The following is a 25,400-nucleotide window of genomic DNA, read 5'->3' as shown; positions in this document are numbered from 1 at the left end:
AGGACACCACCATGCCCGGATCCCCGCCCCTTCCCCGTCAGCTGCACCTGAACGCCTTCCTGATGAACGCCGGCCACCACGACGCGGCCTGGCGGCACCCCCGCACCACGCCGGAGCGCGTCACCGACGTGGCGTACTTCCAGGAGCTGGCCCGGACCGCCGAGCGCGGGCTGCTCGACTCGGTGTTCCTCGCCGACGGCCTCGCCCTGTGGGGCAACGCCCGGTACAACGCACTCGGCGGCTTCGAGCCGCTCACGCTCCTGTCGGCGCTGGCCGGCGTCACGCGGCACATCGGGCTCATCGCCACCGTCTCGACCACGTTCAACGAACCGTTCACCACGGCCCGCGCGTTCGCCTCCCTCGACCACCTCAGCGGCGGCCGGGCGGGCTGGAACATCGTGACGTCGGGCAGCGTCGACGAGGCCCGCAACTTCGGCCGCGAGGAACACCTGGAGCACGGCCTGCGCTACGAGCGGGCCCGGGAGTTCGTCGACGTCGCCGTCAAGCTCTGGGACAGCTGGGCCGACGACGCCGTCGTCCTCGACCGCGAGCGCGGTGTCTACGCGGACACCGACAAGGTCCGGCCCATCGACCACCGGGGGACGCACTTCCGGGTGCGCGGCCCCCTGAACGTGCCCCGCTCCCCGCAGGGGCACCCGCTGCTTGTGCAGGCGGGATCGTCTGAGGACGGCAAGGAGTTCGCGGCCCGGTACGCGGAGGCCGTGTTCACCGCGCAGCAGACCCTGTCCGACGCCCAGGCGTTCTACAAGGACCTCAAGGGCAGGGTGGCCCGTCAGGGCCGGGCCGAGGACGGCGTGAAGATCCTGCCCGGCATCTGCCCCGTCATCGGCTCCACGGAGGCGGAGGCCCGCGCCCTGGAACAGGAGCTCACCGACCTCCAGGTGCCGGAGTACGGCCTCGCCCAGCTCTCCGGGATGCTCGGCACCGACCTGACCGGCCTGCCGCTGGACGGGCCACTGCCCCGGCTGCCCGACGAGCGCGACATCAACGGCAACAAGAGCCGCTTCACGCTGGTCGCCGAACTCGCCCGGCGGGACGGGCTCACCCTGCGCGAACTGATCGCCCGGCTCGGCGGCGGGCGCGGCCACCGGGTCGTCGCCGGCACCCCCGAGCAGATCGCCGACCAGCTCCAGGAGTGGTTCACCCAGGGCGCCGCCGACGGGTTCAACATCATGCCGCCGTACCTGCCCGGCGGGCTCGACCACTTCGTCGACCAGGTGGTCCCGATCCTCCAGGCCCGCGGCCTGTTCCGCACCGAGTACACCGGCCGCACCCTGCGGGAGCACTACGGGCTGCCGCGGCCGACGGGCGTCGCGGCCCCGGCGCCCGCAGCGGCCGTCGGCGCCGGACGGACGGCCTGACCCGCGAGGCGCGCGACCTCACCACCGACCTCCTAGGGGGTGTCTCGTCGATCATGCCGGGCTCGCGACGCCTGGCACCGCGCCTCGCCGCGTTGCCGAAGCGCCCCGATAGCTCCGCTATCGAGCCACTCCGGCGCCTTGCGACGCACGGCACCAGACGCCGCTCCCTGATCCGGCCTGATCGACGAGACACCCCCTAGGCCCCGCTCATCACTCACCGAAAGGACGACCTGCCATGACCCTCGCCTCCACCCCCTCGGGCGCTCCGACCGCGCCCACCTCCGCCACACCCGCCACGCCCGCCGGGGCGACCGGGGCGACCGGACCGACCGGCTTCGGGCTCCGCCGGATCGGCGGCCGCATCGGCGCCGAGGTCCACGGCCTGGACCTGGCGGGCGACCTCGCCCCGGGCACCGTGGCGGCGCTCAACGACGCCCTTCTGGAGCACAAGGTCCTGGTCTTCCGCGAGCAGCACCTCGACGACGACGGCCAGCTCCGCTTCGCCTCGCTCTTCGGCGAGCTGACGGGCGCCCACCCCACCGTGCCGGCCGTCGACGGGCGGCCGCAGATCCTGCCGGTGGACGGCGACGAGGGCATCCGCGCCAACCACTGGCACACGGACGTCACCTTCGTCCGTACGCCGCCCAAGGCGTCCACCCTGCGGGCCCTCGTCGTCCCGCCGTACGGCGGCAACACCCTGATCGCCAACGCGGCCGCGGCCTACCGGGACCTGCCGGAGCCGCTGCGGGAGCTCGCCGACCGGCTGTGGGCCGTGCACACCAACGCGTACGACTACGCCGAGCCGAAGAACGAGAAGGCCGCCGAGCACCGCAGGCAGTTCGTGTCACGGCGCTACCGCACCGCCCACCCGGTCGTGCGCGTCCACCCGGAGAGCGGCGAACGCGGCCTGTTCGTCGGCGGGTTCGCGCAGAGCCTGGTCGGGTTCGGCCCGGCGGAGTCGCGGGTCCTCCTGGGGCTCCTCCAGTCGTACGTCACCCGGCCCGAGAACGTGGTGCGGATCTCCTGGAACGCCGGCGACCTCGTGCTGTTCGACAACCGCGTCACCCAGCACTACGCCCCGGACGACTACGGCGACCAGCCGCGGCTGCTGCACCGCGTCACCGTCGCCGGGGACGCCCCCGCCGGGGTCGACGGCGCGCACAGCTACGTCGTCGAGGGCGACGACGCCGCCCACTACACGCCCGTCCCGGCCTGACCGGGGCCACGCCATCCGACGGGTGCCGCCGCGGCTCCCGCCCGCAGGTCCCGCCGCGACCGACGGCGGGACCTGCGGGATAATGCCGGCATGCGGATCTCAGCCAGGGCGGACTACGCGGTACGGGCCGCCCTTCTCCTCGCCGGCGCCCCCGGGGGCGGCCCCCTGAAGGCGGAGGCCATCGCCGAGGCGCAGGAGATCCCGCACAAGTTCCTCGAAGGCATCCTCAACGACATGCGCCGCGGCGGACTGGTGCTCAGCCAGCGCGGCGCCAGCGGCGGCTACCGGCTGGCCAAGGCCGCCGAGGACATCTCCGTCGCCGACGTGGTGCGGACGGTCGACGGCCCGCTGGTCTCCGTACGCGGCGTGCGCCCGCCGGAGCTCTCGTACAACGGCCCCGCACAGGCGCTGCTGCCGCTGTGGGTCGCCCTGCGCGCGAACGTCCGCCAGATCCTCGAAGGCGTCTCGCTGGCGGACATCGCCTCGGGCGAGCTCCCCGACTTCGTGCACTCCCTGGCGCAGGACCCGACGGCCTGGACCAATCCCTGAGACGACGGCCACGGCCTCGAACCGCCACCGGTCTGACCTGCGACATCTCGATCAATAAGACGAGATCGTCCAGTATATGAAATCCCTCTTGGGGCCGAAACCCGCCTCTGCCACTATGCCTATCACTCAGGTGGGAAAACTAGGGATTCCGGAGGTGGCAGCTGTGCGCACGCTGAAGCAGGCAGACGACTCGCTCCCGTCCTCGCTCCTCACCTCCCGCCGGCACATCGACCTCGGCCGCACGTCCAGCGCCATCTGTCGGCCTTTCTGAGGCCGTTCAGCGGATCCGCCTCTCCAGTCCCGCAGAACAGCCGCCACCGCCGATCGCATCCCGCCACCGCCCACGCACCGCACGCGCCCTGCCCCGCGCCGGGCGAAGCTCGCGGGCGGTCGCGTCACGCATGTCCGCACTTCCTGAAGACCTTTCCCCGAAAGGACACCTCCGTGTCTGCCGCAAGACCGCTCACCGCCCTCCGCACCCTCGCCGCCGTCGCGGCTCTTCCCCTTCTGCTCACCGCCTGCGGCTACGGCTCCCAGGCCGCCGAGGACGACGAGCAGCCCAAGGTCGCGGCCGACGCCAAGAAGCTCTCCGCCGGCGAGGTGCGGATCGGCTACTTCCCGAACCTCACCCACGCCACCGCTCTCGTGGGCGTCGAGAAGGGCCTGCTCCAGAAGGAGCTCGGCGGCACGACGATCAAGCCCTCGACCTTCAACGCGGGCCCGTCGGAGATCGAGGCGCTGAACGCCGGCTCGATCGACATCGGCTTCATCGGCCCCTCCCCCGCCATCAACGGCTACACCAAGTCCAAGGGCCAGAACCTGAGGATCATCTCCGGTTCCGCCTCGGGCGGCGTGAAGCTGGTCGTCAACCCGGAGAAGATCAAGACGGTCGACGACGTCAAGGGCAAGCGGATCGCGACCCCGCAGCTCGGCAACACCCAGGACGTCGCGTTCCTGCACTGGGTGTCCGAGAAGGGCTGGAAGGTCGACTCGCAGAGCGGCAAGGGCGACGTCTCCGTGCTGCGCACCGACAACAAGGTGACGCCGGACGCCTACAAGTCCGGTTCCATCGACGGCGCGTGGGTGCCGGAGCCGACCGCGTCGAAGCTGGTCAGCGAGGGCGCGAAGGTCCTCCTCGACGAGTCCGACCTGTGGCCCGAGAAGAAGTTCGTCATCACCAACATCATCGTGCGCCAGGCGTTCCTCAAGGAGCACCCGGACGTCGTCGAGGCGGTGCTGCGCGGCACGGTGAAGACCAACGCGTGGATCACCGCCAACCCGGACGCGGCCAAGGAGTCGGTGAACGCGGCGCTGAAGAAGGAGACCGGCAAGCCGCTCTCCGCCAAGGTCATCGACGCGGCCTGGCCGTCCATCACCCTCACCGACGACCCGCTCGCGGCCACCCTCCAGGCGCAGGCGGACCACGCGGTGGACGCGGGACTGCTGAAGAAGCCCGAGCTCGCCGGCATCTACGACCTCACGCTGCTCAACAAGGTGCTCAAGGCCGAGGGCAAGCCGGAAGTCGCCGACGCCGGTCTCGGCGCGAAGTAAAGCCGTAGCAGCGCAGCCCGAACTCCCAGGAGATGACGACCATGGCCACGACCACGACACTCGCCAAGGCCGAGGACCGTGCGGCGGTGACACACGCCGCGCGCATCGAGCACGTCTCGAAGTCCTTCGGCGGTCCCGCCGGCGGCCAGCTCGTCCTCGACGACATCTCCCTCGACGTCGCCCCCGGCGAGTTCGTCACCCTCCTGGGAGCCTCGGGCTGCGGCAAGTCCACCCTGCTCAACCTCGTCGCCGGACTCGACTCACCCACCGCCGGCTCCATCACCACCACCGGCCGGCCCGCCCTGATGTTCCAGGAACACGCCCTCTTCCCCTGGCTGACCGCCGGCAAGAACATCGAACTCGCCCTGAAACTCCGCGGCGTCCCCAAGCCCGACCGCCGCCCCGAAGCCGAACGACTCCTCGAACTCGTCCGCCTCACCGGCTCCTACGGCAAGCGCGTCCACGAACTGTCCGGCGGCATGCGCCAGCGCGTCGCCCTCGCCCGCGCCCTCGCCCAGGACTCCCAGCTCCTCCTCATGGACGAGCCGTTCGCCGCACTCGACGCCATCACCCGCGACGTCCTCCACGACGAACTCACCCGCATCTGGCGCGAAACCCGCCTCTCGGTCCTGTTCGTCACCCACAACGTCCGCGAGGCCGTACGACTCGCCGAACGCGTCGTCCTGCTCTCGTCCCGCCCCGGCCGCATCGCCCGGGAATGGACCATCGACATCCCGCAGCCGCGCCGCATCGAGGACGCCGCCGTCGCGGAACTGTCCGTCGAGATCACCGAAGAACTGCGTGGGGAGATCCGCCGCCATGGCCAGCACTGAGACGACCGCCGCCGCCGCCGGAAAGGCCGACGACCTGGCCGGCCTGGAGGCGGGCCTCGACGCCCTCGACAGCGTCGAAATACGCAGCACCCCGGTGCGCGAGGTCCTCCTGAAGAAGGTCCTGCCGCCGGTCCTCGCCGTCGTCCTCGTGCTGGCGGCATGGCAGTTGCTCGTGCACCTGAAGGTCACCGACGAGGGCAAACTGCCCGCACCGTCCGCCGTCTGGGACAGCCTGACCACCATGTGGCTGGAAGGAACCCTCCTCGGCGTCCTGTGGACCAGCGTGTCCCGCGCCCTGCTCGGCTTCCTCCTCGCCCTCGCCATCGGCACACCCCTCGGCCTGCTCGTCGCCCGCGTCGCCGTCGTCCGCACCGCGATCGGCCCCATCCTCTCCGGCCTGCAGTCCCTGCCCTCGGTCGCCTGGGTCGCCCCCGCCGTCCTCTGGCTCGGCCTCAACGACTCCATGATGTTCGCCGTCATCCTCCTCGGCGCCGTCCCCTCCATCGCCAACGGCCTCGTCGCCGGCGTCGACCAGGTCCCGCCCCTGTTCCTGCGCGCCGGACGCACCCTCGGCGCCACCGGACTCAAGGGCGCCTGGCACATCGTCATGCCCGCCGCCCTCCCCGGCTACCTCGCCGGCCTCAAGCAGGGCTGGGCCTTCTCCTGGCGCTCCCTCATGGCCGCCGAAATCATCGCCAGCTCCCCCGACCTCGGCCTCGGCCTCGGCCAACTCCTCGAAAACGGCCGCAACAACTTCGACATGCCCGGCATCTTCCTCGCCATCATCCTCATCCTCCTCGTCGGCGTCGCCATCGACCTCCTCGTCTTCAGCCCCCTCGAACGCGCCGTCCTGCGCCGCCGCGGCCTCCTCGTGAAGGCCTGATCCATCCGGTCAGGGATGATGCCGCCATGGCGACCGACAACGACCTCCTGCCCGCGCGTACGCGGCGCTCCGCTCCCCTGGTGTTCGCCATGGGAGCGGCCGTGGGCGTGCTCGGCGGGATGATCGGTCTGGGCGGTGCGGAGTTCCGGCTGCCGTTGCTGATCGGCCTGTTCGGGTTCGCCGCGCTCTCGGCGGTCATCCTGAACAAGGCCATGAGCCTGATGGTGGTCCTCGTCGCGCTGCCCGCCCGGATGGCGGCGGTTCCGGCCTCGGAGGTGGCCGCTCACTGGCCCGTCGCCGTCAACCTGCTGGCCGGGAGCCTGCTGGGTGCGTGGGTCGGAGCGGCCTGGGCCGTGCGGACGCGGGGTGCGACGCTGTACAAGGTCCTTGCCGGCCTGATGGTGCTCATGGCCGCGGCCCTGGTCGCCTCCCACAGCACCACACCGGCGACGCTCGCGCTGCCGGTGTGGGCGCAGGTCGCCTGCGGGGTCGTCGCCGGGTTCGGCATCGGAGTGGTCGCGGCGATCATGGGCGTGGCCGGCGGTGAGCTGCTGATCCCGACGATCGTGCTGCTGTTCGCCGTGGACATCAAGGCGGCGGGCAGCCTTTCGCTGCTGGTGTCCCTGCCGACGATGCTGGTGGCCTTCGCCCGTTACAGCCGTGACGGCAGCTTCGCGGTGCTCGGCGCCAGCCTCCGCTTCGCCGCGGTGATGAGCGCGGGCTCCGTCGCCGGTGCCCTGCTGGGCGGGCTGCTCCTCGGGGCGGTCCCCGACCTGCTGCTCATCCCCGCCCTGGCCGTGGTCCTGCTGGTCTCCGCGGTCAAACTCGCCCGTCACCGCTGACGCCACCCACGTCCTCACCCGCCGCCGTCCCCCGCCCGGCCGTCTCCTTCGGGCGGCTCCCCGGACCGGACCGGCCGAGCGTCGCCGTGAGCAGGACGGCCGTCAGGGTGCCCGCGACCACGCCGCTGCCCAGGATGGTGCGGGCCCAGGCGGGGAATCCCGCGTACAGGTCCGGGCTGAGCAGCGGCAGCAGTCCCACGGTGAGCGCGAGTGCGGCCGTCAGCGAGCCCGTGCCCGTGCCGGACAGGTCGGCCCTGCGGAGCATCTCGACGCCCATCACGGCGATGACCGCGTAGACGACGAGGGCGGAGCCGCCGACCACGGCCTCGGGCATGCCCGCCAGCGCCCGGGAGACCGGCGCGGCGAGGCCGAGGACGACCAGAAGCACCCCGGCGCCGGCGGTGACGAAGCGGCTGCGGACTCCGGTGAGCCGGCCGATGCCGATGTTCTCGGCGCTGGTCACCATGAGGGACGTGCCGAAGAGGCCGCCGGCCAGGGACACCAGGGCGTCGGCGCGGGCGACACGCGGAACGTCCCGTCCGGGAGCGGGAGTCCGGCCGACGGTCTCGCTGTTGAGGACGGTCTGTCCGGTGATCTCGGCCAGCGTGGTGAGGCTGAACACGAGCAGCGGAAGGGCGGCCACCAGGTCGAACCGCGGCGCCCCGAAGGGCAGGAGCGCGGGCAGCGCGAAGCCGCTGCCGGCGGCGGGGGCGAAGGTCCCGAGCCCGGTCGTCACCGCCACGGCCGTGCCCGCCGCCATGCCGATGAGGACGGAGGTCTGGCGCCAGACGCCGCGCAGGAGGACGTACGCGGCGACGGTCGCCGCGACCGTGAGCGCGGCGAGGAGGACCGCGCGGGGCTCGCCCGTGCCGTCCGGGCCGGTGACGAGCCGGGCGGCGACCCGGATCATCGCGATGCCGATGAGCAGCACGGTCACGCCCATGACCAGCGGCGGGAACAGCCGTACGACACGGGCGTACAGGGGCAGTACGGCGAGCAGCAGCGCCGCCGCGAGGAGGACGGCGCCGGTGGCGGTCGGCGCCCCGTGTTCCTGGGCGATCTGGAGGAACAGCGCGGTCGCGGCCCCGCCGGGCAGCATGACGAACGGGAGGCGGCCGCCGATCCGCCACACGCCGAGGGACTGGAGCAGCGCGCCGGCGCCGCACAGCAGCAGGACGGCGCTGAGCAGCGAGGCGGTGGCGTCCGGCGGCATCCTCAGGGTGCCGGCGACCAGGAACACGGTGGAGACCGGGGCGGCGATCATCGCCAGGACGTGCTGGGCCGACAGCGGGACCAGTCGCCGCCACGGGACGCGGGCGTCGACGGCTGCCGGGGAGGAGCCGGCCGCCGCGGGGGTGCGGGTGGGGGCCGTCATGCCGTCGCCTCCAGCCACGGGATGTCGGCCGCGGCGTAACGGTAGGCGCGGAAGACGGCGTTGGGCTCGGACGGGAAGAGGCCGCGTACCTCGCTCTCGCCGTAGCCCGCGAAGTACGGGACGACGTACTCCCAGCAGAGGTAGCCGTCCTTCGTCACCTCGAACAGCCGCCCGGACGGAGAGTCGGTGACGAGCGTGTTGCCGTTCGGCAGGCGCTGCGCGGAGCCCATGAAGGGCGCGAAGAAGAACTCGCGGGCCGGATCGTGGTACTCCCACACCACGTCGCCGCCCGCCCGGTCGATCTCGATGACGCGGGAGTAGGGCACGTCGTGGCCGGGCCGGAAGACGCCGTTGTCGAAGACCAGCAGCCGGCCGTCGTCCAGTTCGGTGGGCGCGTGCTGCTGGCTCACCGTGCCGGGGCGGCTGCGCCACAGGATCTCGCCCGTGTCGCGGCTGATGACGACGACGGCCGAGACGCTGCGCAGGCTGGCGAGGACGTTGCCGTCCCGCAGGGGCGTGACGCTGTTGATCAGGGGCCAGTGCTCGCGGGCGTACGCCTCGTGCAGCGCGAACTCCTCGCGGTCCAGGTGCTCCGCCGCACGCCAGGACCACAGGAGTTCACCGTCCGGGCCGACCTCCTTGACGGTGTCGGCCCACACCACGCCGCCCGCGGCCTCCGAGCCGGGTACTCCGCCCCGTACGGCCGCCGCCTCCGCCCCCGACAGGGGTTCCAGGGCGGTGTAGAGGATGCGGCCGTCGTCGAGGTGGTGGGCGTCGTGGTGCTGGAGGGGGTCGCGGTGCTCCCGCAGCACGGTGCCGTCGGGGGCCGCCCGGAGCATGACGCCGCCCCGGTACTTGTGCCACATCGGGAAGAGGGCCTCCTCCCCCGGGAGCACGCCGTTGTAGGCGAGGGTCCCGTCGGGGAGGAGGCGGGCGTGGCGGCCGGGGCGGTAGGGCAGGTCCCAGCGGTGGACGGTGCGGCCGTGGAGGTCGACGAGGTAGACCTCTCCGCTGCCGGTGAGCGGCGCGAAGAGGGTGTAGCCCTCGGACGCGGCCGTCTCGTCGAGGGCGATGAGGCCGGTGGGACGCCGGCGGCGCGAGTTCTGGTCGATCGGGGGGATGGCGGGCACGTCGGATCTCCTCGCTGCGCGGGTGCGCGCTTCAAACTTTCTTTGATGAGAACAACCGACTTTGACGGTAGGGGCGTTGTGTGACGGGCGTGTGTCAGGAGTACGAAACCGTCTCCGGGTTCACGCCGCGGGCCGCGTAGGGTGCCGTCAGGCGCACTCGACCGGGGAGAACGGCGCCACGGGGCGGGGAAGGACGGGACACGATCATGGAGGCCGCGAACACACCGCGGGTGGGGGCTGCCGTACGCCGCCGGCGGCGGGCACTCGACCTGACGCTCGCCGACGTGGCCGGGCGCAGCGGTCTTTCCTCCCCGTTCCTCAGCCAGATCGAGAACGACCGGGCGCGCCCCAGCATGCGGTCGCTGCAGCGGATCGCCGACGCCCTCGGGACCACGGCGGTGCAGCTGCTCGCCGCCTCGGACGAGACCCGCACGGTCGACATGGTCCGCGCCGCCGACGACAGCGGCCTCGACCGGGAGGCGCGCGTCCGGCCGGTGGTGCGCGGCCGCCATCAGCTGCACGCCCTGGAGTTCACCGGCGAGCACGAGGCGGACCGCGAGTTCCGGCACCGCAACGACGAGCTGATGTACGTGGCGGACGGCGCGGTGGAGGTGGAGGCCGACGGCCGGGTGCACCGGCTGGGCCGCGGTGACACCCTGCTGCTGTCCGGCGGCGTCCGCCACCGCTGGCGCTCCACCGGGCCGGACTCGCGGGTCCTGGTGGTCGCGATCGGCGACCACGTGGAGGTACTGGAGTCCTGACGGGGCCCGTCCGCCCGCGCCGCCCCGCGTCCGACGCGGCCGGCTCAGCCCGCCGACAGCTCGCCGAGCAGCTTCCAGGTGCGGCGCCGGTCGTCCTCGCCGCTCAGGTCCGTCGCCGTGAACACGACCTCGGTCGCCCCCGCCTCGCGATAGCGCCGCACCTCGGCGGCGACGGTCTCCTCGTCGCCCAGGACGGCCAGGTCGGCGGCCCGCTCGACGCCGGAGAGCTCGATGACGCGCTGGTACGAGGGCACCCGCTCGTAGAGCGCGAGCGCCTCGGCCGCGCGCCGCCGCACGCCCTCGGCGTCGGACGTGACCGCGCCGGGGACGAGCGCGACGATCCGGGGCGCGGGGCGGCCCGCCGCTTCCGCCGCGGCGGTCACGGCCGGGACGACGTGCTCGGCGAGGGCGCGCGGCCCGGCCAGGAACGGCAGGATCCCGTCGGCGAGTTCACCGCTGACGCGCAGCGTCTGCGGCCCCATCGCGGCGACCAGCACCGGCACCGGGGGCCGGGCCCCCGGCACCGCCGCCGAGTACGGCGTCGTCGCCGTGAGCAGCTCTCCGTGGAAGTCGGCCTCGCCCGTTTCGAGGAGGGGCCGCAGGGCGGTGAGGAATTCGCGGAGCAGCTTGACGGGCCGCTCGTACGGAAGGCCGAACCCGGTCTCGGTGAGGTGCTTGGTGCCGAGGGCGAGCCCGAGGTGGTAGCGGCCGCCGGTGGCCGCCTGGGCCGTCTGGGCCTGGCTGGAGACGAGCAGCGGATGCCGGCCGAAGATCGGGATCGCGGCCGTCCCCACGTGCAGGCCGGGAACTTCGCGCCCGACGATCGCGGCCAGCGACGGCGAGTCGTACGCGAAGGTCTGGCCGAACCACGCCGAGTGCAGTCCGGCGTCCCGCGCCTCCCGCGCGAGCGCCACGGTGCTGTCGACGGGGAGCTGCCGGGAGGTCGAGCTGAGCGTTACTCCGAGGGTCATGCAGGCGACAACAGGCGCCCGCAGCAACGGAATTCCCGCTCCACACGACTGGACGGGGAGGCGCCGGAGGCCCGCTCGGTCTCCCGGCGTCCGCCGTCACCCGTGCCGGACACCTCGACCGGCGCGCGGGGCCCTTCGGACCGGCGGGCCGGGTCGGCCGGGGGACGGTCCTCGTCCCCGTCGTCCCCGTCGCCCCCGTCGTCCCCGTCGCCGCCGTCAGAGCGCGACGATCGTGGTCTCGGTCGCCTTGACGCTCGTCCAGACGGACACCCCGTCGGCCAGGCCGAGTTCGGCGGCGGCCTGCGGGGTGATCTCGGCGACCAGGTCGGGGGCCAGGTCGGAGGTGATCAGGACCCGCAGCCGGCTGCCGCTGGTGGTGATCTCGCGTACGGTGCCGGCCCAGACGTTACGGGGACTGCCGGCGGGCCTGTCACGGTGCACGGACACCGCCTCGGGCGCGACGATCGCCAGCGCGGGGGTGCCGGGCGGTGGCGGTTCGGCCGCGACGAGGGTGCCGCCGCCGTCGAGGGCGAGGCCGTCGGGAGTGGCGGTGCCGGGCCACGCGTTGCGGCCGAGCATCCGGGCCACCCACGGCGAGCGGGGGTGGCGGGTGACCTCGGCCGGGGCGGCGTCCTGGAGCGCACGGCCCCCGTCGAGCACGAGGACGCGGTCGGCGAGCGACACCGCCTCCACCGGGTCGTGGGTGACGATCAGGCAGACGCCGCCGAAGCCGGCCAGGTGGCTCCGCAGGGTGTGCCGGACGTGGGCGCGGGTCGTCTGGTCGAGCGCGGCGAGCGGCTCGTCGAGGACCAGCAGCCGGGGCCGGGCGGCGAGCGCCCGGGCGAGGGCGACGCGCTGGGCCTGGCCGCCGGAGAGCTGCGTCGGCTTCCGGTGACCCAGGTGGCCGACCCCGAGGCGGTCGAGCCAGGTCTGGGCCTCGCGGCGGGCCTCGGCACGCGGGACGCCCTGGGCGCGCAGCCCGTAGGCGGTGTTGGCGAGGGCCGTCATGTGCGGGAAGAGGGCGCCGTCCTGCGGCACCCAGGCGACCCGACGGCGGTGCGGGGGCAGGCCGGTGACGTCGGTGCCGCCGACGGTGAGTTCCGCGTGAGCGCGGTGCGTGAGGCCGAGGAGGGCCCGGAGCAGGGTGGTCTTCCCGGCGCCGTTGGGGCCCACCACGGCGATGGTGGTGCCGGGGTCGGCGTCCAGGGTGAGCCGGGTGAAGCCGGTGACCCGGGCGCGCAGCGCCCATCGGCCGGCACCGGGGGCCGACGGGTCCGCGGCGTGGGGCGCGCCGGCGACGACCGGGACCGGGACCGCCGGGCCAGGGACGGCCTCACCGGCGGCGGCCGGGCCGGGGACGGCCGCATCGGGCCCGGCGGTGCCGGCCGTGCCGGCGACGGGCGTGCCCGGGGCGGCCGTGTCCGGTCCCGGCTCGGGGACGGCACGTCGCGTGCGGTCCGCGGGAGTCCCGGTCCACCGGCCGCGCAGGGCGACGAGGACGCCCATGGCGATGGCGAGGAGCAGGAGGGAGACGGAGGTGGCGGCCTCCGGTTCGTCCTGGAGCAGCAGGTACACCTGGAGCGGCAGCGTCTGCGTGGTGCCGGGGAGATTGCCGGCGAAGGTGATCGTGGCGCCGAACTCGCCCAGCGCCCGTGCCCAGGTGAGCGCCGCGCCCGCGACGACCCCGGGCACCACCATGGGCAGGGTGACGGTGAAGAAGACCCTGACGGGTGAGGCGCCGAGGGAGGCCGCCGTCTCCTCGTACCGCGGCCGGAGTCCGCCGAGGGCGCCTTCCAGGCTGATCACGAGGAAGGGCATGGCGACGAAGGTGGCGGCGACGACGGCGCCGGAGGTGTGGAACGGCAGGGTGATGCCGAAGGTGCTCTCCAGCCAGGGGCCGAGGAGTCCGCGCCGGCCGAAGGCGAGCAGGAGGGCGACGCCGCCGACGGTGGGCGGCAGGACCATGGGCAGCAGGACGAGCGAGCGCACGAACGCCTTGCCGGGGAACGGCACCCGGGCCAGCAGCCACGCCAGCGGGACGCCGAGCAGCAGGGAGAGGCCGAGCGCCCAGAAGGAGACGAGGAGCGACAGTTTCAGCGCCTCGACCGTGCCCGGCGACGTCAGGTGGTCGCCGAGCTCGCCCCACTCGGTCCGCGCCAGGATCCCGACCAGGGGGAGCGCCAGGAACGCCACGGCCAGCAGCGCGGGCAGCACGAGCGCGAGGGGCGGCCGACGGTTCCCGGTGCGGCGTGCGTCGACGCGGGTGGCTGCTCGTTTCATCGGTGGTCCCGGGGAGGTGAGGGCGTGAGACGGAGGGGCTGTCCGACCCCCCGATGCGGACAGCCCCTCACGAGGAGGAGGGATCGGGGATCCCGTCGGTCACGGCTTCTGGAAGCCCGCGTCCTGGAGGATCTTCCGGCCCTCGGGCGAGGACAGCCAGGCGACGAACGCGGCGGCGGCCTCGGCGTGCTTCGAGTCCTTGAGCGTGGCGGCCGGGTACTGGGCGATGGCGTTCTGGGCGTCGGGGATCTCGACGGCGTCGACCTTGTCCTCGGCGCTCTCGGCGTCCGTCTTGTAGACGAGTCCGGCGTCGGCCTCGCCGAGCTCGACCTTGCTGAGCACCGCGCGGACGTTGGGCTCCTGGGAGACCGGCTTCACGGTGATCTTCTGGGCGTCGAGGATCTTCGCGCTGTACTTGCCCGCGGGCACCTCGGGCGCGGCCAGGACGACCTTCAGCTTGGTGTCCGCGAGGTCCTTCAGCTCGTCGACCTTGTGCGGGTTGCCCTTGCCGGTGGCGATGACCAGCCGGTTCTTCGCGATGATCGCGGGGGTGCCGGTGTCGGCCTTCACCTTGTCCATGCTCTTGGTGTCGGCGGTGACCAGGACGTCTGCGGGCGAACCCTGCGAGACCTGGGCGACGAGCTCCTGCGAGCCGGCGAAGGAGAAGGTGATCCTCGTGCCCGGGTGGGACTTCTCGTAGGCGGCGCCGGCCGTCCTGAACACGTCGGTGAGGGACGCGGCGGCGAGCACGGTGAGGTGCGCGGCGGGGGCGCCGTTCGCGGTGCCGGAGGCCGTGGAGCCGCCGGTGTCCTGCTTCGGGTCGTCGTTGCCGCAGGCGGCGAGCGGTACGAGCAGGGCGGCGGTGAGGACGGCGGAAGCGGTACGGCGTCCGGTCGGGGTGAGGGACATGGAGGTCGGAACTCCTCGGAGGTGGAAGCTGCGGGAAGGGCCGGTCGCGCCGACGGCCGAGGTGTCTCGTAACTGCGTGAGGGTCAGGTCTCAGGTGCGGTCGATGTGCACGCTGGTCGACTTCACGCGGGCGGTGGCCTGCATGCCGACTTCCAGTCCCAGCTCCTCCACGGCCTCCCGGGTGAGGAGGGAGACCAGGCGGTGGGGCCCGGCCTGGATCGTGACCTGGGCGGCGACGTCGCCGAGCTTGATCGCGGTGACGATGCCCGGGAACGCGTTGCGCGCCGACGTGTACGGCACGTCGTCGTCCTCGCCCTGCGCGAGCTCCACGGAGAACGCCGCCAGCGACTTCCCGTCGATGACGCGCCGCCCGCTCTCGTCGCGGTGGGTCGCGACCCGTCCCGCGTCGGCCCAGCGCCGTGCCGTGTCCGGGCTGACGCCCAGCAGACGAGCGGCCTGCCCGATGGTGTAGGACTGCATATGCGACACCGTAGGCGCACATCTCGCTCATCTGCAACAACGTCGTGGGACCCTCCATCGCGAATGCGAGGTGCGCCGTAGGAACCGACGAGAGCGCGTGCCCTCCGGGCTCCGCTCAGCCGAGGAGGGTGCCGGCCAGTGCCGCGAGCGGCGCCAGGGAGCGCGACTCGGTGAGGGACAGGTCGCGGAGGCAGTACACGACCAGGATGATCATGACGCCGGCCGGCATGCGCGTGCTGAGGTCCTGCGCTTCACGTCCCGTCTCACGATGAAGACCATCAGGTCCATCACCTGAACAGGTCCCTCTAGGGTGCGTCCCGTGCGCATACTTCTGGTGGAAGACGACGAGTCGGTGGCCCGGTCGCTGCGACGCGGTCTGGTCCGCTTCGGGTTCCAGGTCGAATGGGTCGCGACGGGGCACGCGGCGCTGGCCGCGGACAGCACGTACGACCTGGTCTTGCTGGACCTCGGGCTGCCGGACACCGACGGGCTCGACGTCTGCCGCGCCCTGCACGGCCGCGGCGACGGCGTTCCGATCATCGTGATCAGCGCCCGCAGCGACGAGACCGACCGGGTCGTCGGACTCGAACTGGGCGCCGACGACTACGTGTCCAAGCCCTTCGGCGTACGCGAGGTGGTCGCCCGCATCAGGGCGGTGATGCGCCGGGTACGCCCCGTGACCCCGCCCGAGGCCGCCGGCCCGGACCGTTACGGGTCCCGGCTGACCGTCGACCGCAAGGCGGCCCGGGTGCACCTGGACGGCGCCGAGGTGGCGCTCACGCCGAAGGAGTACGACCTGCTCGCCTTCCTCACCGAGGAGCCGGGCGCGCTGATGTCGCGCGAGCAGATCATGGAAGCGGTCTGGGACGCCAACTGGTTCGGCCCGACGAAGACACTGGACGTCCACGTGGCCGCGCTGCGCCGCAAGCTCGCGGGCGCGATCGCCGTCGAGGCGGTGCGCGGCGTCGGCTTCCGCCTGGTCGTCGTCGAGGGCGGCGCCGGCACCGAGGGCCGGGCCGGGGCCCCGTCGTGATCCGGCAGCTGATCGTCAGTTACGTGCTGCTGGTCGCCGTCGCCGTCGCCGCCTTCACCGTGCCGGTCGCCTTCACCCTCACCGACCAGCTGCGGGGGGACACCGAGCTGTCCGTGAGCCGGGAGGCCGCCACCATGGCCCGGCTGCTCGCGGACCCCGCTCCCGCCTCGCGGGCGGCGCTGGTCGAGATGGCCGACGCGTACGGCAGCGCCACGCCCGGCGCCGTCGAGGCGATCACCGCCGAGGGCGACGCCGTCGGCACGCTGCCGCTGCCGGCCCGGGCGGGCCAGCCGTACGACGCCGCCCTCGCCCGCGCGCTGGACGAGGGGAAGCCGACCGTGGACTGGGGGGCGAACTTCGTCTGGGGGCCGCGGCTGACGGTCACCGAGCCCGCGCGCTCCCGCGCCGGGGCGGGCGAGGTCGTGGGCGCCGTCCGCATCACCTACCGGACCTCCGAGCTGACCGAACGGCTCTGGACCATCTGGGGCTTCCGCGCGATCCTCGCCGTCGCGGTCCTGGCCGTGGCGGCCGGCCTCGGCGCCCTCGCGGCCCGTCGGCTGACCCGGCCGCTGCGCGAACTCAACGCCATGGCGGCCCGGTTCGGCGACGGCGACCTGACCGCGCGGTCACCGGTCACCGGACCGCCGGAGACGCAGACGCTGGCCCGCACCCTCAACCAGGGCGCCGAGCGGCTCGACACGCTCGTCGCCGCCCAGCGCATCTTCGTCGCCGACGCCTCGCACCAGCTCCGCACCCCGCTGACCGCGCTGCGGCTGTCCCTGGACAACATCGCGGACGGCGTCGACGACGAGTTCGTCCACGAGGACGTGGAGCTGGCCACCGCCGAGGTGGTGCGGATGAGCCGCCTCGTCGACGGCCTGCTGGTGCTGGCCCGGGCCGAGGCCAAGGTCGCGGCCGCCGAGCCGGCCCCGCTGCGGCAGACGGTGGAGGAACGGCTCGCGGTGTGGCGGCCGGCCGCCGACGAGCGCGGGGTGACGATCGTGCTCTCGGGAGAGTTCGACGACCGGCCGCGGGTGCTGTCCCGCCCCGGCAACCTCGACCAGGTCCTGGACAACGTCCTCTCCAACGCCCTGGAGGTCTCCCCGGACGGAGGGACGATCACCGTGCGCGCCGAGGTCCACCCCGACGAGGTGGCCCTGGAGATCCTCGACCAGGGCCCGGGCATGTCCGCCGCGGAGCGGGCCCGCGCCTTCGACCGCTTCTGGCGCGGCCAGGGCCTGACCGGCCGCTCGGGCTCCGGCCTCGGCCTCTCCATCGTCAAGCAGCTGGTGACCGACGACGGCGGCACCGTGACCCTGCGGGACGCCCCGGGCGGCGGACTGTGCGTGCGGATCGCGCTGCGGCTCAGCTCCCGGCCGGCAGCACAGAGGAGTGGTGGTTGACGATGAGCCACTTGCCGCCGCGCTTCTCGTACGCGTACGTGTAGCGGGCCTCGAGCCGCGTCCTCTCACCGGTCTTCGGGTCGGTGAGGTGGAACGCGTACAGACCGGCGTCGATCGCCGAGTCCCGGTCCAGGATGGTGATCACCGAGCGGATCTTCTCGCCCCTCGGCTTCTTCTGCAGGAAGTGCTCGAAGTAGTCGACGATCCCGGCGCGGTCGGTACGGATCCGGGGCGAGGCGGTCGGCAGCAGCACCGCTCCGGCGGCGTACCGGTCGGCCACCTTCTCCGCGTCACCCGTCATCAGGGCGGCGTTCCAGCCGTCGAACAGGGCGGCGACCTCCTTCTCTGCCGCCTCCCGCCCCTGCGCCACCGGCCCGGCACCGTACGCGGGCCGCGCGTCCCGGTGCTCCGCCGAGGCGACACCGACACCGGCCGTGACGGTACCGGCGACGACCAGCGCGGTGACAGTGGTGGCAGCGGTGCCGAGAACGGTCCGTGCGGATATCCGACGCTTCATCACACATCCCTGACGTAGGGGAACATGGGTCCACTCCCGTCGAACGAGGGAGTGGACCCACTGTCCCGGTCCGCCGGTTAGCCGTCGTCCAAGGCCCGTACAAGAGAGGGACAGGATCCGCCCAAGTCGCGGAACCCTCTCGGCGTGGGGGTCAGGACGGGTCGCCGTACTGGAGGCCGCGGCCGTTGGTGCCGACATAGACGCGGCCGTACGTGTCCGGGTCGCCCGTGATGACGCCGACGCCGCCGATGCTGCCCCACTGGTGGGCGTCGTCGTTGACGCGGAGCCAGGTGGCGCCCTTGTCGGTGGAGCGGAAGACGCCGGTGACGTCCTTGACGGTGCCGATCAGGTACAGGGCCTGGTAGGAGGCGCCGGGTGCGGCCTTGCCGAAGCCGAGGGCGGAGGCCGACCGCACCGTGGTGAGGGCGGTGAAGGTGCGGCCGCCGTCGGTGGAGTGCAGCAGCCCCTGGCCGCCGCCGGCGATCCACAGGTCTCCGGCGACGCCGGGGACGGCCGTGAGCCGGCCGGCGGGCAGGCCGGTCGCCCGGGCGGTGAAGGTCGCCCCGCCGTCGGTGCTGGCGTGGAGCGTGCCGCCGGCCAGTGAGTAGAAGGTCCCGGCCGAGGAGCGGTCGGCGACGACGACGGCGTCGGTGCCCAGTCCGCCGACCCTCGACCAGCTGGCACCCTTGTCGGTCGACCGGTACGGGACCTGGCCGGCCTGGGTCCAGACGATGGCCGAGCCGTCGGCCGCGAGGGCGACGCGGCCGTCCCCGGCACCGGCCACCGGCTCGGCCCTGAAGCCGTTCCAGCTGATGCCGCCGTCGGTGGAGTAGGCGCCGTCCTGCGCGCCGCCGTGGCCGACGCGGACCATCATCGAGGGCGCGGACTGGGCGAAGTCGATGTCCGTGCTGTTGGTCATCACCGGATTGCTCAGCCGCCCGGCCGGGACCTTGTTCAGGTCGTCGTGGCGGAAACCTCCCTGGTCGCCCATGGCGGTGACGACAGCGGCACCGCCGGGCGGGGCGATCGCGTCCATCAGCGCGGTCTCCTCCAGGCCCCGCGCCCCCACGGTCCAGTGGCTGGTGCCGCCGGTGTCGGTGGCGTGGGCGTCCTTGCTGCGCCAGATGCCGTTGCCGGTGCCGTACAGCACGTGCCCGGAGTCGAAGGGGTCGATGGCCAGGGCGGTCATCCAGTGCCCGGTGTGGGTGCCGACGTACGGGGCGGCGGAGGCGTCCCGTACCGACGTGTCCGCCAGTGCCTTCCAGGTCGTGCCGCCGTCGGTGGTGCGGTAGATCTCGTCCTCGGGCCACCAGCGGTCGAGGGTGGTGACCATCACCGTGGACGGTTTGCGCGGGTCGACGGCCAGGCCGGAGAACCCGTAGCCGCCCTGCGACGGGGACACGTTCTTCCATGTCCCGGCGGCCGGTGCGTACTTCCATACCGAGCCCGCCGTCACGCCGTTGGGTCCGAGGGCGTCGGTGTACGTCAGGTACAGCGAGCCGTCACCGGAGAGCACTCCGTGCTGGGGCAACTGGCCCGTGGGCTGCCCGGGGACGGCCTGCCAGGTGCTGCCGCCGTCGGTGGAGCGGTAGAGGGAGGTGGACCTGTCGGCGACGCCGACGTAGACCGTCCTGCTGCCGGCCGGGCCGTACGTCACGAAGGAGACGCCCGCGCCGCTGCCCGCACCGTCCTTGACGGGGAACGAGGAGACCTGCCGCCACGTCGCACCGCTGTCGGTGCTGCGCCACAGGCCGTTCTTGCGGGTGCCCAGCAGCAGGGTGCGGTTGTCCGAGGGGTCGATCGCCAGGCGTTCGCCGGCGCCGCGGCCGTCCTCGTTGCCGCCCAGCTTGAACGGCAGATCGGTGCGCTGGAAGGTGCGGCCACGGTCGGTGGAGCGCAGGATCGCGCCGTTGCCGGCCCACTCGTTGGTGTAGGTGCCGGTCGCGAGGTAGAGCCGGTCGGGGTCGACGGGGTCCGTGGCCAGCGCGTCGATGCCCAGCAGGTTCCAGTCCTTCTCGCCGATCCAGTCGGTCAGCGGGATCCACTGCTCGGCCGCGGCGTCCCAGCGGTAGGCGCCGCCCATGTCGGTGCGCGCGTACAGCAGCCCCCTCTCCCGGGGGTTGAACACCAGCCCGGTGACGTAACCCCCGCCCACGACCTGGGCGTTCTTCCAGACGTACGGTCCGGTCCCGGTGGCCGGGGCCTCGGCCGTCCTCACCAGCTTCCACTGCTGGTTGGTGCTGCCGTGGCCGCCGTACTGGATGACCGCCGCGCCGTCCGCGGTGGAGCCTCCGGAGACGTCCAGGACCTGGCCGCTCCTGCGGGAGGTGAAGGTGACGGCGTCGGAACCGCTCACCGCGTCGATCCGCCATTCCTGGGAGGCGGAGGAGCTGTCGGTCTGCTGCTCGGCGGCAGCCGCCCGCGCGGTCGAATCGCCCGCTATGCCGAGCACTTTGCCGCTGTTGCGGTTCACCAGCTCGTAATAGCCGTCGCCGGTGGACCTCAGCCGCCACTGCTGGTTGGCGGTGTTCTGGTCGGTCCACTGCTGGATGCGGGTGCCGTCGGCGGTGGAGAAGGCGTTGACGTCCAGCACCTTGCCGCTGCGCACCGAGACCAGCTTGTAGTAGGCGCTGACGTCGACCGTCGCGGCCTGCGAGTCGTCCTGCACGAACAGGAGGTACGGCACGACGGTGGCGGGCACACCGAGCAGCAGGGCGGTGGCGGTCCCGCGGCGGCGGTGACGTCCGCGGCGCCCGGCGTTGGTGGGGTTGTTCATGGGGGGGTGTTTCTCCTTGTACGACGGTGGATCGGGCAGGTCAGCGCTGCAGGGTGAGGACGCCCGGCCGGTACGGCAGCCGGTCGTAGGGTCCGCCCGCGGTGGGGGACTTGCCCTGGTACAGGAACCGCAGATCGCAGGGGTCGATGGTCATGGTCTGGTCGGGGTTGGTGCGGATCAGGTCACCGTGGCTGATGTCGTCGGTCCAGGTGGCGCCGCTGTTGGCCTTGCCCGCGAAGGGGCTGCTCTCGCTGCCGGCCTGCGGGGTCCACGCACCGCTCAGGCTGGAGGCCGTGAACGAGCGGAAGTAGCGCCGCTCGTTCGCGCCCCGGGCCTCGACGATCATGAGGTACTGGTTCCGGCCCTGGACCTTGTAGACCTGCGGCGCCTCGAAGAGGTTCTTCGCCGTGTCGCTCATGACCGTCGTGTACGACGAGCCGAAGCTGCCGGGGAAGTTCCCGATCGGCATGCTCGCCCGGTAGATCTTTCCGTTGTCTCCGGCGAAGAACAGGTACATGTTCTTCTCGTCGGCGATCAGGGTCTGGTCGATCGGGCCGGTGCCGGATTCGGTGCGGGGGATGCTGCCGGTGAACAGCGGCCGCGGCGCGGACCAGCCGTCGGGGTCGGCGGGGTCGCTCGACGTGCGGTAGCTGAAGGGCGAGGCACCCCACTGGTAGGCGAGGACCCAGATCTTCTTGGGTGCGAAGTAGAACAGGGTGGGCGCCACCGCGTTCTGGCTCATCCGGATCTGGCCGGCCGACGCCATGTCCGACCAGTTGGTGAAGGGTCGGAACGCCATCGAGCCGTACGAGGTGCCCGACGCGCTCGACGCGTAGACGAGGTGCTTGCCGTCGTGCACGGCGTGGGTGAAGTCCTTCACCGCGGCCCATCCGTTCGACGGCTGTGCGAGGGGACCCGTCGAGCTCCACCTGTACGTCGCCGGGAGATCGCACGTGCCGCCGCCCGTCGGGGACGGGGCGGTCCAGGTCCACTTCTGGTTGGCGACGGGCGCGCAGGCGTACAGCTGGATCGTGGTGCCGTTCGCGGTGGCGGCGCCGACGGCGTCGAGGCACAGCCCGGACTGGACGCCGGTGATCGAGCCGTCGGTGTTGATGTTCCACTGCTGGTTGGCGCCGCCGTTGCAGTCCCAGACGATCACCGGGGTGCCGTTGGTGGTGCCCTTGCCCTTGGCGTCCAGGCACTTGTCGCCGCCCGTCTTCAGCTGCCTGGCGGCGGTGTGGGTCCAGCGCCGGCTGGCCTGTCCCCCGCAGTCCCACAGGTGGGCCCGGGCGCCGTTGGCGGAGCCGTTGACGGGGCCTGGGACGCCGAGACAGCGGCCGGAGGCGACGCCCTTGATCTCCCCCGCACCGCCGGCCGGCTTGCCCGGGGTGGTACCGGAGGCGGCCTTGAGAGCGTTCGTGACGGCGGTGTACGCGGGCTTGGGCCTGCCGCCGCCGTCGAACAGCAGCGGGCTCTCGCCGCTGCGCCAGGAGTCGCTGTCACGGACGCCCCACACCGTGATGCCGGTGCACCGGGCCACGGACAGGCAGGCGTTGACCGCGTTCGCGTAGTGGGTGGGTGATGCCTGGGCGATGTCCAGCTCGGTGATCTGGACGTCGACGCCCAGGGCGGCGAAGGCGGCCAGGGTGGTCGTGAAGCTCGCCGGCGGGCCGCCCGCCCCGAAGTGGCTCTGGAACCCGACGCAGTCGATGGGCACGCCGCGGGTCGTGAAGTCCTTGACCATGCGGTAGACGCCCTGGGTCTTGGCGTCCGACCAGTTCTCGATGTTGTAGTCGTTGTAGCAGAGCTTGGCCGAGGGATCGGCCGCGCGGGCGGTGCGGAACGCCTCCTCGACGAAGCCGTTGCCGAGCACCTTCTGGAAGACCGAGTCGCGGAGCCGGCCGCTGCCGCCGTCCGCGAACGCCTCGTTGACCACGTCCCAGGCGTAGATCTTGCCCTTGTAGTGGGTCATCTGGGTGGTGATGTGATGGTTCATCACCTCGCGCAGCGTGCTCGCGTCGCGGATGGAGCCGACCCAGGAGGGGAGCTGCGAGTGCCAGACCGTGGTGTGGCCGCGCAGGCGCTGGCCGCGTGCCAGGGCGCGGTCGACGATCCGGTCGGCGGGGCCGAAGGTGAAACGGCCGCGGGACGGTTCGACGGCGTCCCACTTCATCTCGTTCTCCGGGGTGACCATGGTGAACTCCCGGTCCGCGATCGCGGTGTACGCGGAGTCACCGAGCCTGCCGGCGGCCACGGCCGTGCCGAAGTACCTGCCCGAGGGGGCGGCCTGGGCACCCAGGCCCGCGGCTCCGGCGGAGCTGGGGAGGAGCGTCACGACACCGGCCACCAGCGCCGTGGCCGACAGTCCGATCGCCCAGGTCCGGCGTCGCCGGCGGAGCCGGTGCAGGCCCTTCACGATTCTCCTCGGGGGCCCTGCGTGCCGGTCGCCCGGAGTTCGTGGGTGTGCTGCGTCATGTGAGGGGCTTTCTTCAGGGGATACGTCAGTGGGGGAAGCCGTGACCCTGCCGCGCCGGCACGTCATGACGGGCGGGCGGGGAGGACACCCCTGAAGTGGAGGCTTCCGGGCACGCGGTCCCGTAACAGAAAAGTCGCGCCGCCCGCGGGATTGCCCGGTGATGCATCTCGCAGGCGAAAAGCGTTATGCCGGACGCCGTGGCCCGACAGTGCGGCTCGGTCGGTACCGCCCGAGGAGCGGTGCTCAGGCCCCGGGGCCGCGCACGATGAAGGAAGCCTGGCCGGCGAAGGCGCGCGTACCGTCGGAGCCGTCGAGCCAGATGCCGCCGTCGCGGTGGCGGAGGACCGATCCCGGATAGTTGTGCGCGTGCAGCGTCACGGACCCGGCGACCGCCCCGGGACGGGGACAGAAGGTGGCGTCTTCACGGAACAGCGCGCTGCCGTCGTCGGTGCTCAGCCGCAGCCGGAGGTAGTGGTGGCGAAGGTACCGGCCGTCCGCGGCGCGGAAGGTGACGCACCGCGTGTCGGCCAGTCCCCCGACGACCGTGAAGGTGACCCGCTGACGATCCTGCGCGCTGCCGAGCGCCGCGAAGTCGCCCGTGTACGTGACGAACAGGCCGGGACTGTCCACGGACTCCAGCGACTGTGCGCCCAGCGGAACGGTGCCCGCGACGGCGGACGGGCCGGCCGAGGGCGGGCTCACCGGGGACGGACTCGCTGCGGACGGTCCGGCCGAGGTGGTGGTGCGCGAGGGAAGGGGCGTGGGAGTGCCGGCCGTGGGAGCGGCGGTGGCGCCGGGCACGCGAGGCGCCGGTTCGGGCCAGGTCGCGTACATGGCGGTCCCGGCGATGAGCACCGCGCCGGTCGCGAGGCTCACCAGCGGATGAGCGGTCACCGTCTGGAGTTTGCCGATCAGAGCGCCGTGCAGACCGCCTCCGCCCGTCGCCGTGCCGGCGGCGACGGGGGCCGCGGCCAGGCCGGCGGCGCTCGCCGCCGTGCCGGACAGCAAGCCCTTGGCGGCCAGCGCGGCGACGAGTCCGGCCGGAACGGCCAGCGCCGGGAGACCGAGCGGCAGGAGTTCGGCCGGAACCCGTTCGACCGACGCCGCCGTGCAGACCGGGCAGTCACGGGTGTGCCGCGCGATCCGCTTGCGCCACACCGACGCACGGTGACCGTCCCAGCCGGCGACGGTCTCCCCCAGCTGCGGACAGCGCGGGTCGGCCGCCAGCGCGGCGACGATCGTCCGGCACGCTTCCAGCTGCTCGCGCATGCGTTGGAGGCGCACGCCGAGGTGCGCGGCCGTGAGCCCGGTCGCGGCGGCCATGTCCTCCCGGCTGAGCAGGCCGGCGCACTCCTGCCACCACAGCGACAGCAGCACCCGGTGGTCCGGGTCGAGCCACCGGGCGGCTTCGACGACCCGGCGCCGCTCGTCCGACACGTGCAGTCGCAGAATCGTCACGTCCACGGGCTCGGCGCCGGCGTCCGGTATCCGGCGTGCCTCGTCGATGACCGTGGTCCGGTCGGCGAGGGCGTGCTGCCGCTGCCAGTGGGTGTTGATCTGGCGGAGCGTGATCGACACCAGCCAGGACCGGAAACTCTCCGGGGCGCGCAGCGCGGGCAGGTCGCGCACCACGCGCAGCAGGGTCTCCTGGACGACGTCGTCGACGTCGGCATGTCCGCTCAGCGCTCGCCCGACGATGTTGTACAGCAACGGCAGGTAGGCGGCGATCAGCTCCTCGCGCGCCCGATCGTCACCGGCCCGCGCCGCGACGACCAGCTCCGCGTGGTCCGCATCGATGAGCCCCATACCCACCTTCTCCAGGGGAACGATCCGCCAAGGCGGGACACCCTAGCGTCGGCAATGGGCCGCGGCCAAAGCACGCTGCCTTGGGTGCAGGGGCGGTGAACGCCGGTGCGGGGGGGGGGGAACCCCCCGCCCCACCCCACCCCCCCCCCAAAAAGGGTGTTTCTTCTATCGCCCCCCCCCCCCCCTTTTTTTCCCCCCCCCCCCCCCCCCCACCCCACCCCCCACTT

Annotated in this window: 21 protein-coding genes and 1 pseudogene; 11 read left to right on the top strand and 11 right to left on the bottom strand. The window is 72.9% G+C overall.

What is annotated here, in order from left to right; genetic code table 11:
• Positions 1 to 11 precede the first annotated feature (11 nt).
• From ACFWJO_RS30670 to ACFWJO_RS30635, 8 genes are all read left to right on the top strand, one after another.
• Positions 12 to 1,382 carry an LLM class flavin-dependent oxidoreductase gene (locus ACFWJO_RS30670; RefSeq protein ID WP_386870369.1) on the top strand — a complete coding sequence of 457 codons (1,371 nt, stop codon included), beginning with the start codon at positions 12 to 14 and terminating at the stop codon, positions 1,380 to 1,382.
• Positions 1,383 to 1,617: 235 nt separating this feature from the next.
• Positions 1,618 to 2,598: a TauD/TfdA dioxygenase family protein gene (locus tag ACFWJO_RS30665; RefSeq protein ID WP_386870367.1), complete on the top strand. Its 981-nt coding sequence runs from the start codon at positions 1,618 to 1,620 to the stop codon at positions 2,596 to 2,598.
• Positions 2,599 to 2,688: 90 nt separating this feature from the next.
• Positions 2,689 to 3,147, top strand: a complete 459-nt coding sequence (locus tag ACFWJO_RS30660) for an RrF2 family transcriptional regulator (protein ID WP_386870365.1) — start codon at positions 2,689 to 2,691, stop codon at positions 3,145 to 3,147.
• Between the two features lie 76 nt (positions 3,148 to 3,223).
• On the top strand, positions 3,224 to 3,418 hold the full coding sequence (locus ACFWJO_RS30655) for a putative leader peptide (RefSeq protein WP_386870363.1): 195 nt from the start codon (positions 3,224 to 3,226) through the stop codon (positions 3,416 to 3,418).
• A 173-nt stretch (positions 3,419 to 3,591) separates the two neighbouring features.
• Positions 3,592 to 4,698 carry an aliphatic sulfonate ABC transporter substrate-binding protein gene (locus tag ACFWJO_RS30650; protein ID WP_386870361.1) on the top strand — a complete coding sequence of 369 codons (1,107 nt, stop codon included), beginning with the start codon at positions 3,592 to 3,594 and terminating at the stop codon, positions 4,696 to 4,698.
• A gap of 32 nt (positions 4,699 to 4,730) precedes the next feature.
• Positions 4,731 to 5,531 (top strand): ABC transporter ATP-binding protein, encoded by an 801-nt coding sequence (locus ACFWJO_RS30645; protein ID WP_386870359.1) that lies wholly within the window; start codon positions 4,731 to 4,733, stop codon positions 5,529 to 5,531.
• Positions 5,518 to 6,414, top strand: a complete 897-nt coding sequence (locus ACFWJO_RS30640; RefSeq protein ID WP_386870357.1) for an ABC transporter permease — start codon at positions 5,518 to 5,520, stop codon at positions 6,412 to 6,414. The genes ACFWJO_RS30645 and ACFWJO_RS30640 overlap by 14 nt, the downstream gene beginning before the upstream one ends.
• Before the next feature lie 26 nt (positions 6,415 to 6,440).
• Positions 6,441 to 7,256 (top strand): sulfite exporter TauE/SafE family protein, encoded by an 816-nt coding sequence (locus tag ACFWJO_RS30635; RefSeq protein ID WP_386870355.1) that lies wholly within the window; start codon positions 6,441 to 6,443, stop codon positions 7,254 to 7,256.
• Here the strand turns inward: ACFWJO_RS30635 and ACFWJO_RS30630 are convergent.
• The gene (locus ACFWJO_RS30630; RefSeq protein WP_386870354.1) at positions 7,234 to 8,631 is read right to left on the bottom strand and encodes a uracil-xanthine permease family protein; all 1,398 of its coding nucleotides are present in this window, start codon (positions 8,629 to 8,631) and stop codon (positions 7,234 to 7,236) included. The two genes, ACFWJO_RS30635 and ACFWJO_RS30630, sit on opposite strands and share 23 nt — an antisense overlap.
• Complete coding sequence (locus ACFWJO_RS30625; RefSeq protein ID WP_386870352.1) at positions 8,628 to 9,761, bottom strand: aryl-sulfate sulfotransferase; 1,134 nt, start codon at positions 9,759 to 9,761, stop codon at positions 8,628 to 8,630. The genes ACFWJO_RS30630 and ACFWJO_RS30625 overlap by 4 nt, the downstream gene beginning before the upstream one ends.
• 206 nt (positions 9,762 to 9,967) lie before the next feature.
• Between ACFWJO_RS30625 and ACFWJO_RS30620 the strand changes: the two genes are divergently transcribed.
• A complete protein-coding gene (locus ACFWJO_RS30620; RefSeq protein ID WP_386870350.1) occupies positions 9,968 to 10,522 on the top strand; it encodes a helix-turn-helix domain-containing protein in 555 nt (184 codons plus the stop codon).
• A gap of 44 nt (positions 10,523 to 10,566) precedes the next feature.
• On the opposite strand, the gene ACFWJO_RS30615 is transcribed toward ACFWJO_RS30620, so the two are convergent.
• The 5 genes and pseudogenes from ACFWJO_RS30615 to ACFWJO_RS30595 all read right to left on the bottom strand — a co-directional run.
• Positions 10,567 to 11,493, bottom strand: coding sequence for an LLM class F420-dependent oxidoreductase (locus ACFWJO_RS30615; protein ID WP_386870348.1), 927 nt, complete (start codon positions 11,491 to 11,493; stop codon positions 10,567 to 10,569).
• A gap of 216 nt (positions 11,494 to 11,709) precedes the next feature.
• Positions 11,710 to 13,773 (bottom strand): ABC transporter permease, encoded by a 2,064-nt coding sequence (locus ACFWJO_RS30610; protein WP_386870346.1) that lies wholly within the window; start codon positions 13,771 to 13,773, stop codon positions 11,710 to 11,712.
• A 99-nt stretch (positions 13,774 to 13,872) separates the two neighbouring features.
• Positions 13,873 to 14,682, bottom strand: a complete 810-nt coding sequence (modA, locus tag ACFWJO_RS30605) for a molybdate ABC transporter substrate-binding protein (RefSeq protein ID WP_386870344.1) — start codon at positions 14,680 to 14,682, stop codon at positions 13,873 to 13,875.
• A gap of 90 nt (positions 14,683 to 14,772) precedes the next feature.
• Positions 14,773 to 15,162 (bottom strand): molybdopterin-binding protein, encoded by a 390-nt coding sequence (locus ACFWJO_RS30600; RefSeq protein ID WP_386870342.1) that lies wholly within the window; start codon positions 15,160 to 15,162, stop codon positions 14,773 to 14,775.
• A gap of 124 nt (positions 15,163 to 15,286) precedes the next feature.
• A pseudogene (locus tag ACFWJO_RS30595) lies at positions 15,287 to 15,403 on the bottom strand (branched-chain amino acid ABC transporter); the annotation flags it as partial.
• A 78-nt stretch (positions 15,404 to 15,481) separates the two neighbouring features.
• Here ACFWJO_RS30595 and ACFWJO_RS30590 point away from each other — a divergent pair.
• Together ACFWJO_RS30590 and ACFWJO_RS30585 are read left to right on the top strand one after the other, a co-directional pair.
• A complete protein-coding gene (locus tag ACFWJO_RS30590) occupies positions 15,482 to 16,195 on the top strand; it encodes a response regulator transcription factor (protein WP_386870340.1) in 714 nt (237 codons plus the stop codon).
• Positions 16,192 to 17,598, top strand: a complete 1,407-nt coding sequence (locus ACFWJO_RS30585; protein ID WP_386870338.1) for an ATP-binding protein — start codon at positions 16,192 to 16,194, stop codon at positions 17,596 to 17,598. The genes ACFWJO_RS30590 and ACFWJO_RS30585 overlap by 4 nt, the downstream gene beginning before the upstream one ends.
• On the opposite strand, the gene ACFWJO_RS30580 is transcribed toward ACFWJO_RS30585, so the two are convergent.
• From ACFWJO_RS30580 to ACFWJO_RS30565, 4 genes are all read right to left on the bottom strand, one after another.
• Positions 17,561 to 18,115: an SgcJ/EcaC family oxidoreductase gene (locus tag ACFWJO_RS30580; protein ID WP_386870336.1), complete on the bottom strand. Its 555-nt coding sequence runs from the start codon at positions 18,113 to 18,115 to the stop codon at positions 17,561 to 17,563. The two genes, ACFWJO_RS30585 and ACFWJO_RS30580, sit on opposite strands and share 38 nt — an antisense overlap.
• A gap of 151 nt (positions 18,116 to 18,266) precedes the next feature.
• Positions 18,267 to 20,891 carry an RICIN domain-containing protein gene (locus ACFWJO_RS30575; RefSeq protein WP_386870334.1) on the bottom strand — a complete coding sequence of 875 codons (2,625 nt, stop codon included), beginning with the start codon at positions 20,889 to 20,891 and terminating at the stop codon, positions 18,267 to 18,269.
• A 40-nt stretch (positions 20,892 to 20,931) separates the two neighbouring features.
• Positions 20,932 to 23,307, bottom strand: a complete 2,376-nt coding sequence (locus ACFWJO_RS30570) for a non-reducing end alpha-L-arabinofuranosidase family hydrolase (RefSeq protein WP_386870332.1) — start codon at positions 23,305 to 23,307, stop codon at positions 20,932 to 20,934.
• A 303-nt stretch (positions 23,308 to 23,610) separates the two neighbouring features.
• Positions 23,611 to 25,173 (bottom strand): sigma-70 family RNA polymerase sigma factor, encoded by a 1,563-nt coding sequence (locus tag ACFWJO_RS30565; RefSeq protein ID WP_386870330.1) that lies wholly within the window; start codon positions 25,171 to 25,173, stop codon positions 23,611 to 23,613.
• Positions 25,174 to 25,400 lie beyond the last annotated feature (227 nt).

Origin of the sequence: Streptomyces sp. NPDC127092, assembly GCF_042722475.1 — a bacterium.
Classification (GTDB): domain Bacteria; phylum Actinomycetota; class Actinomycetes; order Streptomycetales; family Streptomycetaceae; genus Streptomyces.
This window is presented reverse-complemented; position numbering and strand designations above follow the sequence as displayed.

Excerpts from the sequence above, each read along its gene's own strand:
- ACFWJO_RS30670 (WP_386870369.1), top strand. The coding sequence starts at position 12 with ATGCCCGGATCCCCGCCCCTTCCCCGTCAGCTGCACCTGAACGCCTTC.
- ACFWJO_RS30665 (WP_386870367.1), top strand. The coding sequence starts at position 1,618 with ATGACCCTCGCCTCCACCCCCTCGGGCGCTCCGACCGCGCCCACCTCC.
- ACFWJO_RS30660 (WP_386870365.1), top strand. The coding sequence starts at position 2,689 with ATGCGGATCTCAGCCAGGGCGGACTACGCGGTACGGGCCGCCCTTCTC.
- ACFWJO_RS30655 (WP_386870363.1), top strand. The coding sequence starts at position 3,224 with ATGAAATCCCTCTTGGGGCCGAAACCCGCCTCTGCCACTATGCCTATC.
- ACFWJO_RS30645 (WP_386870359.1), top strand. The coding sequence starts at position 4,731 with ATGACGACCATGGCCACGACCACGACACTCGCCAAGGCCGAGGACCGT.
- ACFWJO_RS30640 (WP_386870357.1), top strand. The coding sequence starts at position 5,518 with ATGGCCAGCACTGAGACGACCGCCGCCGCCGCCGGAAAGGCCGACGAC.
- ACFWJO_RS30635 (WP_386870355.1), top strand. The coding sequence starts at position 6,441 with ATGGCGACCGACAACGACCTCCTGCCCGCGCGTACGCGGCGCTCCGCT.
- ACFWJO_RS30630 (WP_386870354.1), bottom strand. The coding sequence starts at position 8,631 with ATGACGGCCCCCACCCGCACCCCCGCGGCGGCCGGCTCCTCCCCGGCA.
- ACFWJO_RS30620 (WP_386870350.1), top strand. The coding sequence starts at position 9,968 with ATGGAGGCCGCGAACACACCGCGGGTGGGGGCTGCCGTACGCCGCCGG.
- ACFWJO_RS30615 (WP_386870348.1), bottom strand. The coding sequence starts at position 11,493 with ATGACCCTCGGAGTAACGCTCAGCTCGACCTCCCGGCAGCTCCCCGTC.
- ACFWJO_RS30610 (WP_386870346.1), bottom strand. The coding sequence starts at position 13,773 with ATGAAACGAGCAGCCACCCGCGTCGACGCACGCCGCACCGGGAACCGT.
- modA (WP_386870344.1), bottom strand. The coding sequence starts at position 14,682 with ATGTCCCTCACCCCGACCGGACGCCGTACCGCTTCCGCCGTCCTCACC.
- ACFWJO_RS30600 (WP_386870342.1), bottom strand. The coding sequence starts at position 15,162 with ATGCAGTCCTACACCATCGGGCAGGCCGCTCGTCTGCTGGGCGTCAGC.
- ACFWJO_RS30580 (WP_386870336.1), bottom strand. The coding sequence starts at position 18,115 with ATGAAGCGTCGGATATCCGCACGGACCGTTCTCGGCACCGCTGCCACC.
- ACFWJO_RS30575 (WP_386870334.1), bottom strand. The coding sequence starts at position 20,891 with ATGAACAACCCCACCAACGCCGGGCGCCGCGGACGTCACCGCCGCCGC.
- ACFWJO_RS30565 (WP_386870330.1), bottom strand. The coding sequence starts at position 25,173 with ATGGGGCTCATCGATGCGGACCACGCGGAGCTGGTCGTCGCGGCGCGG.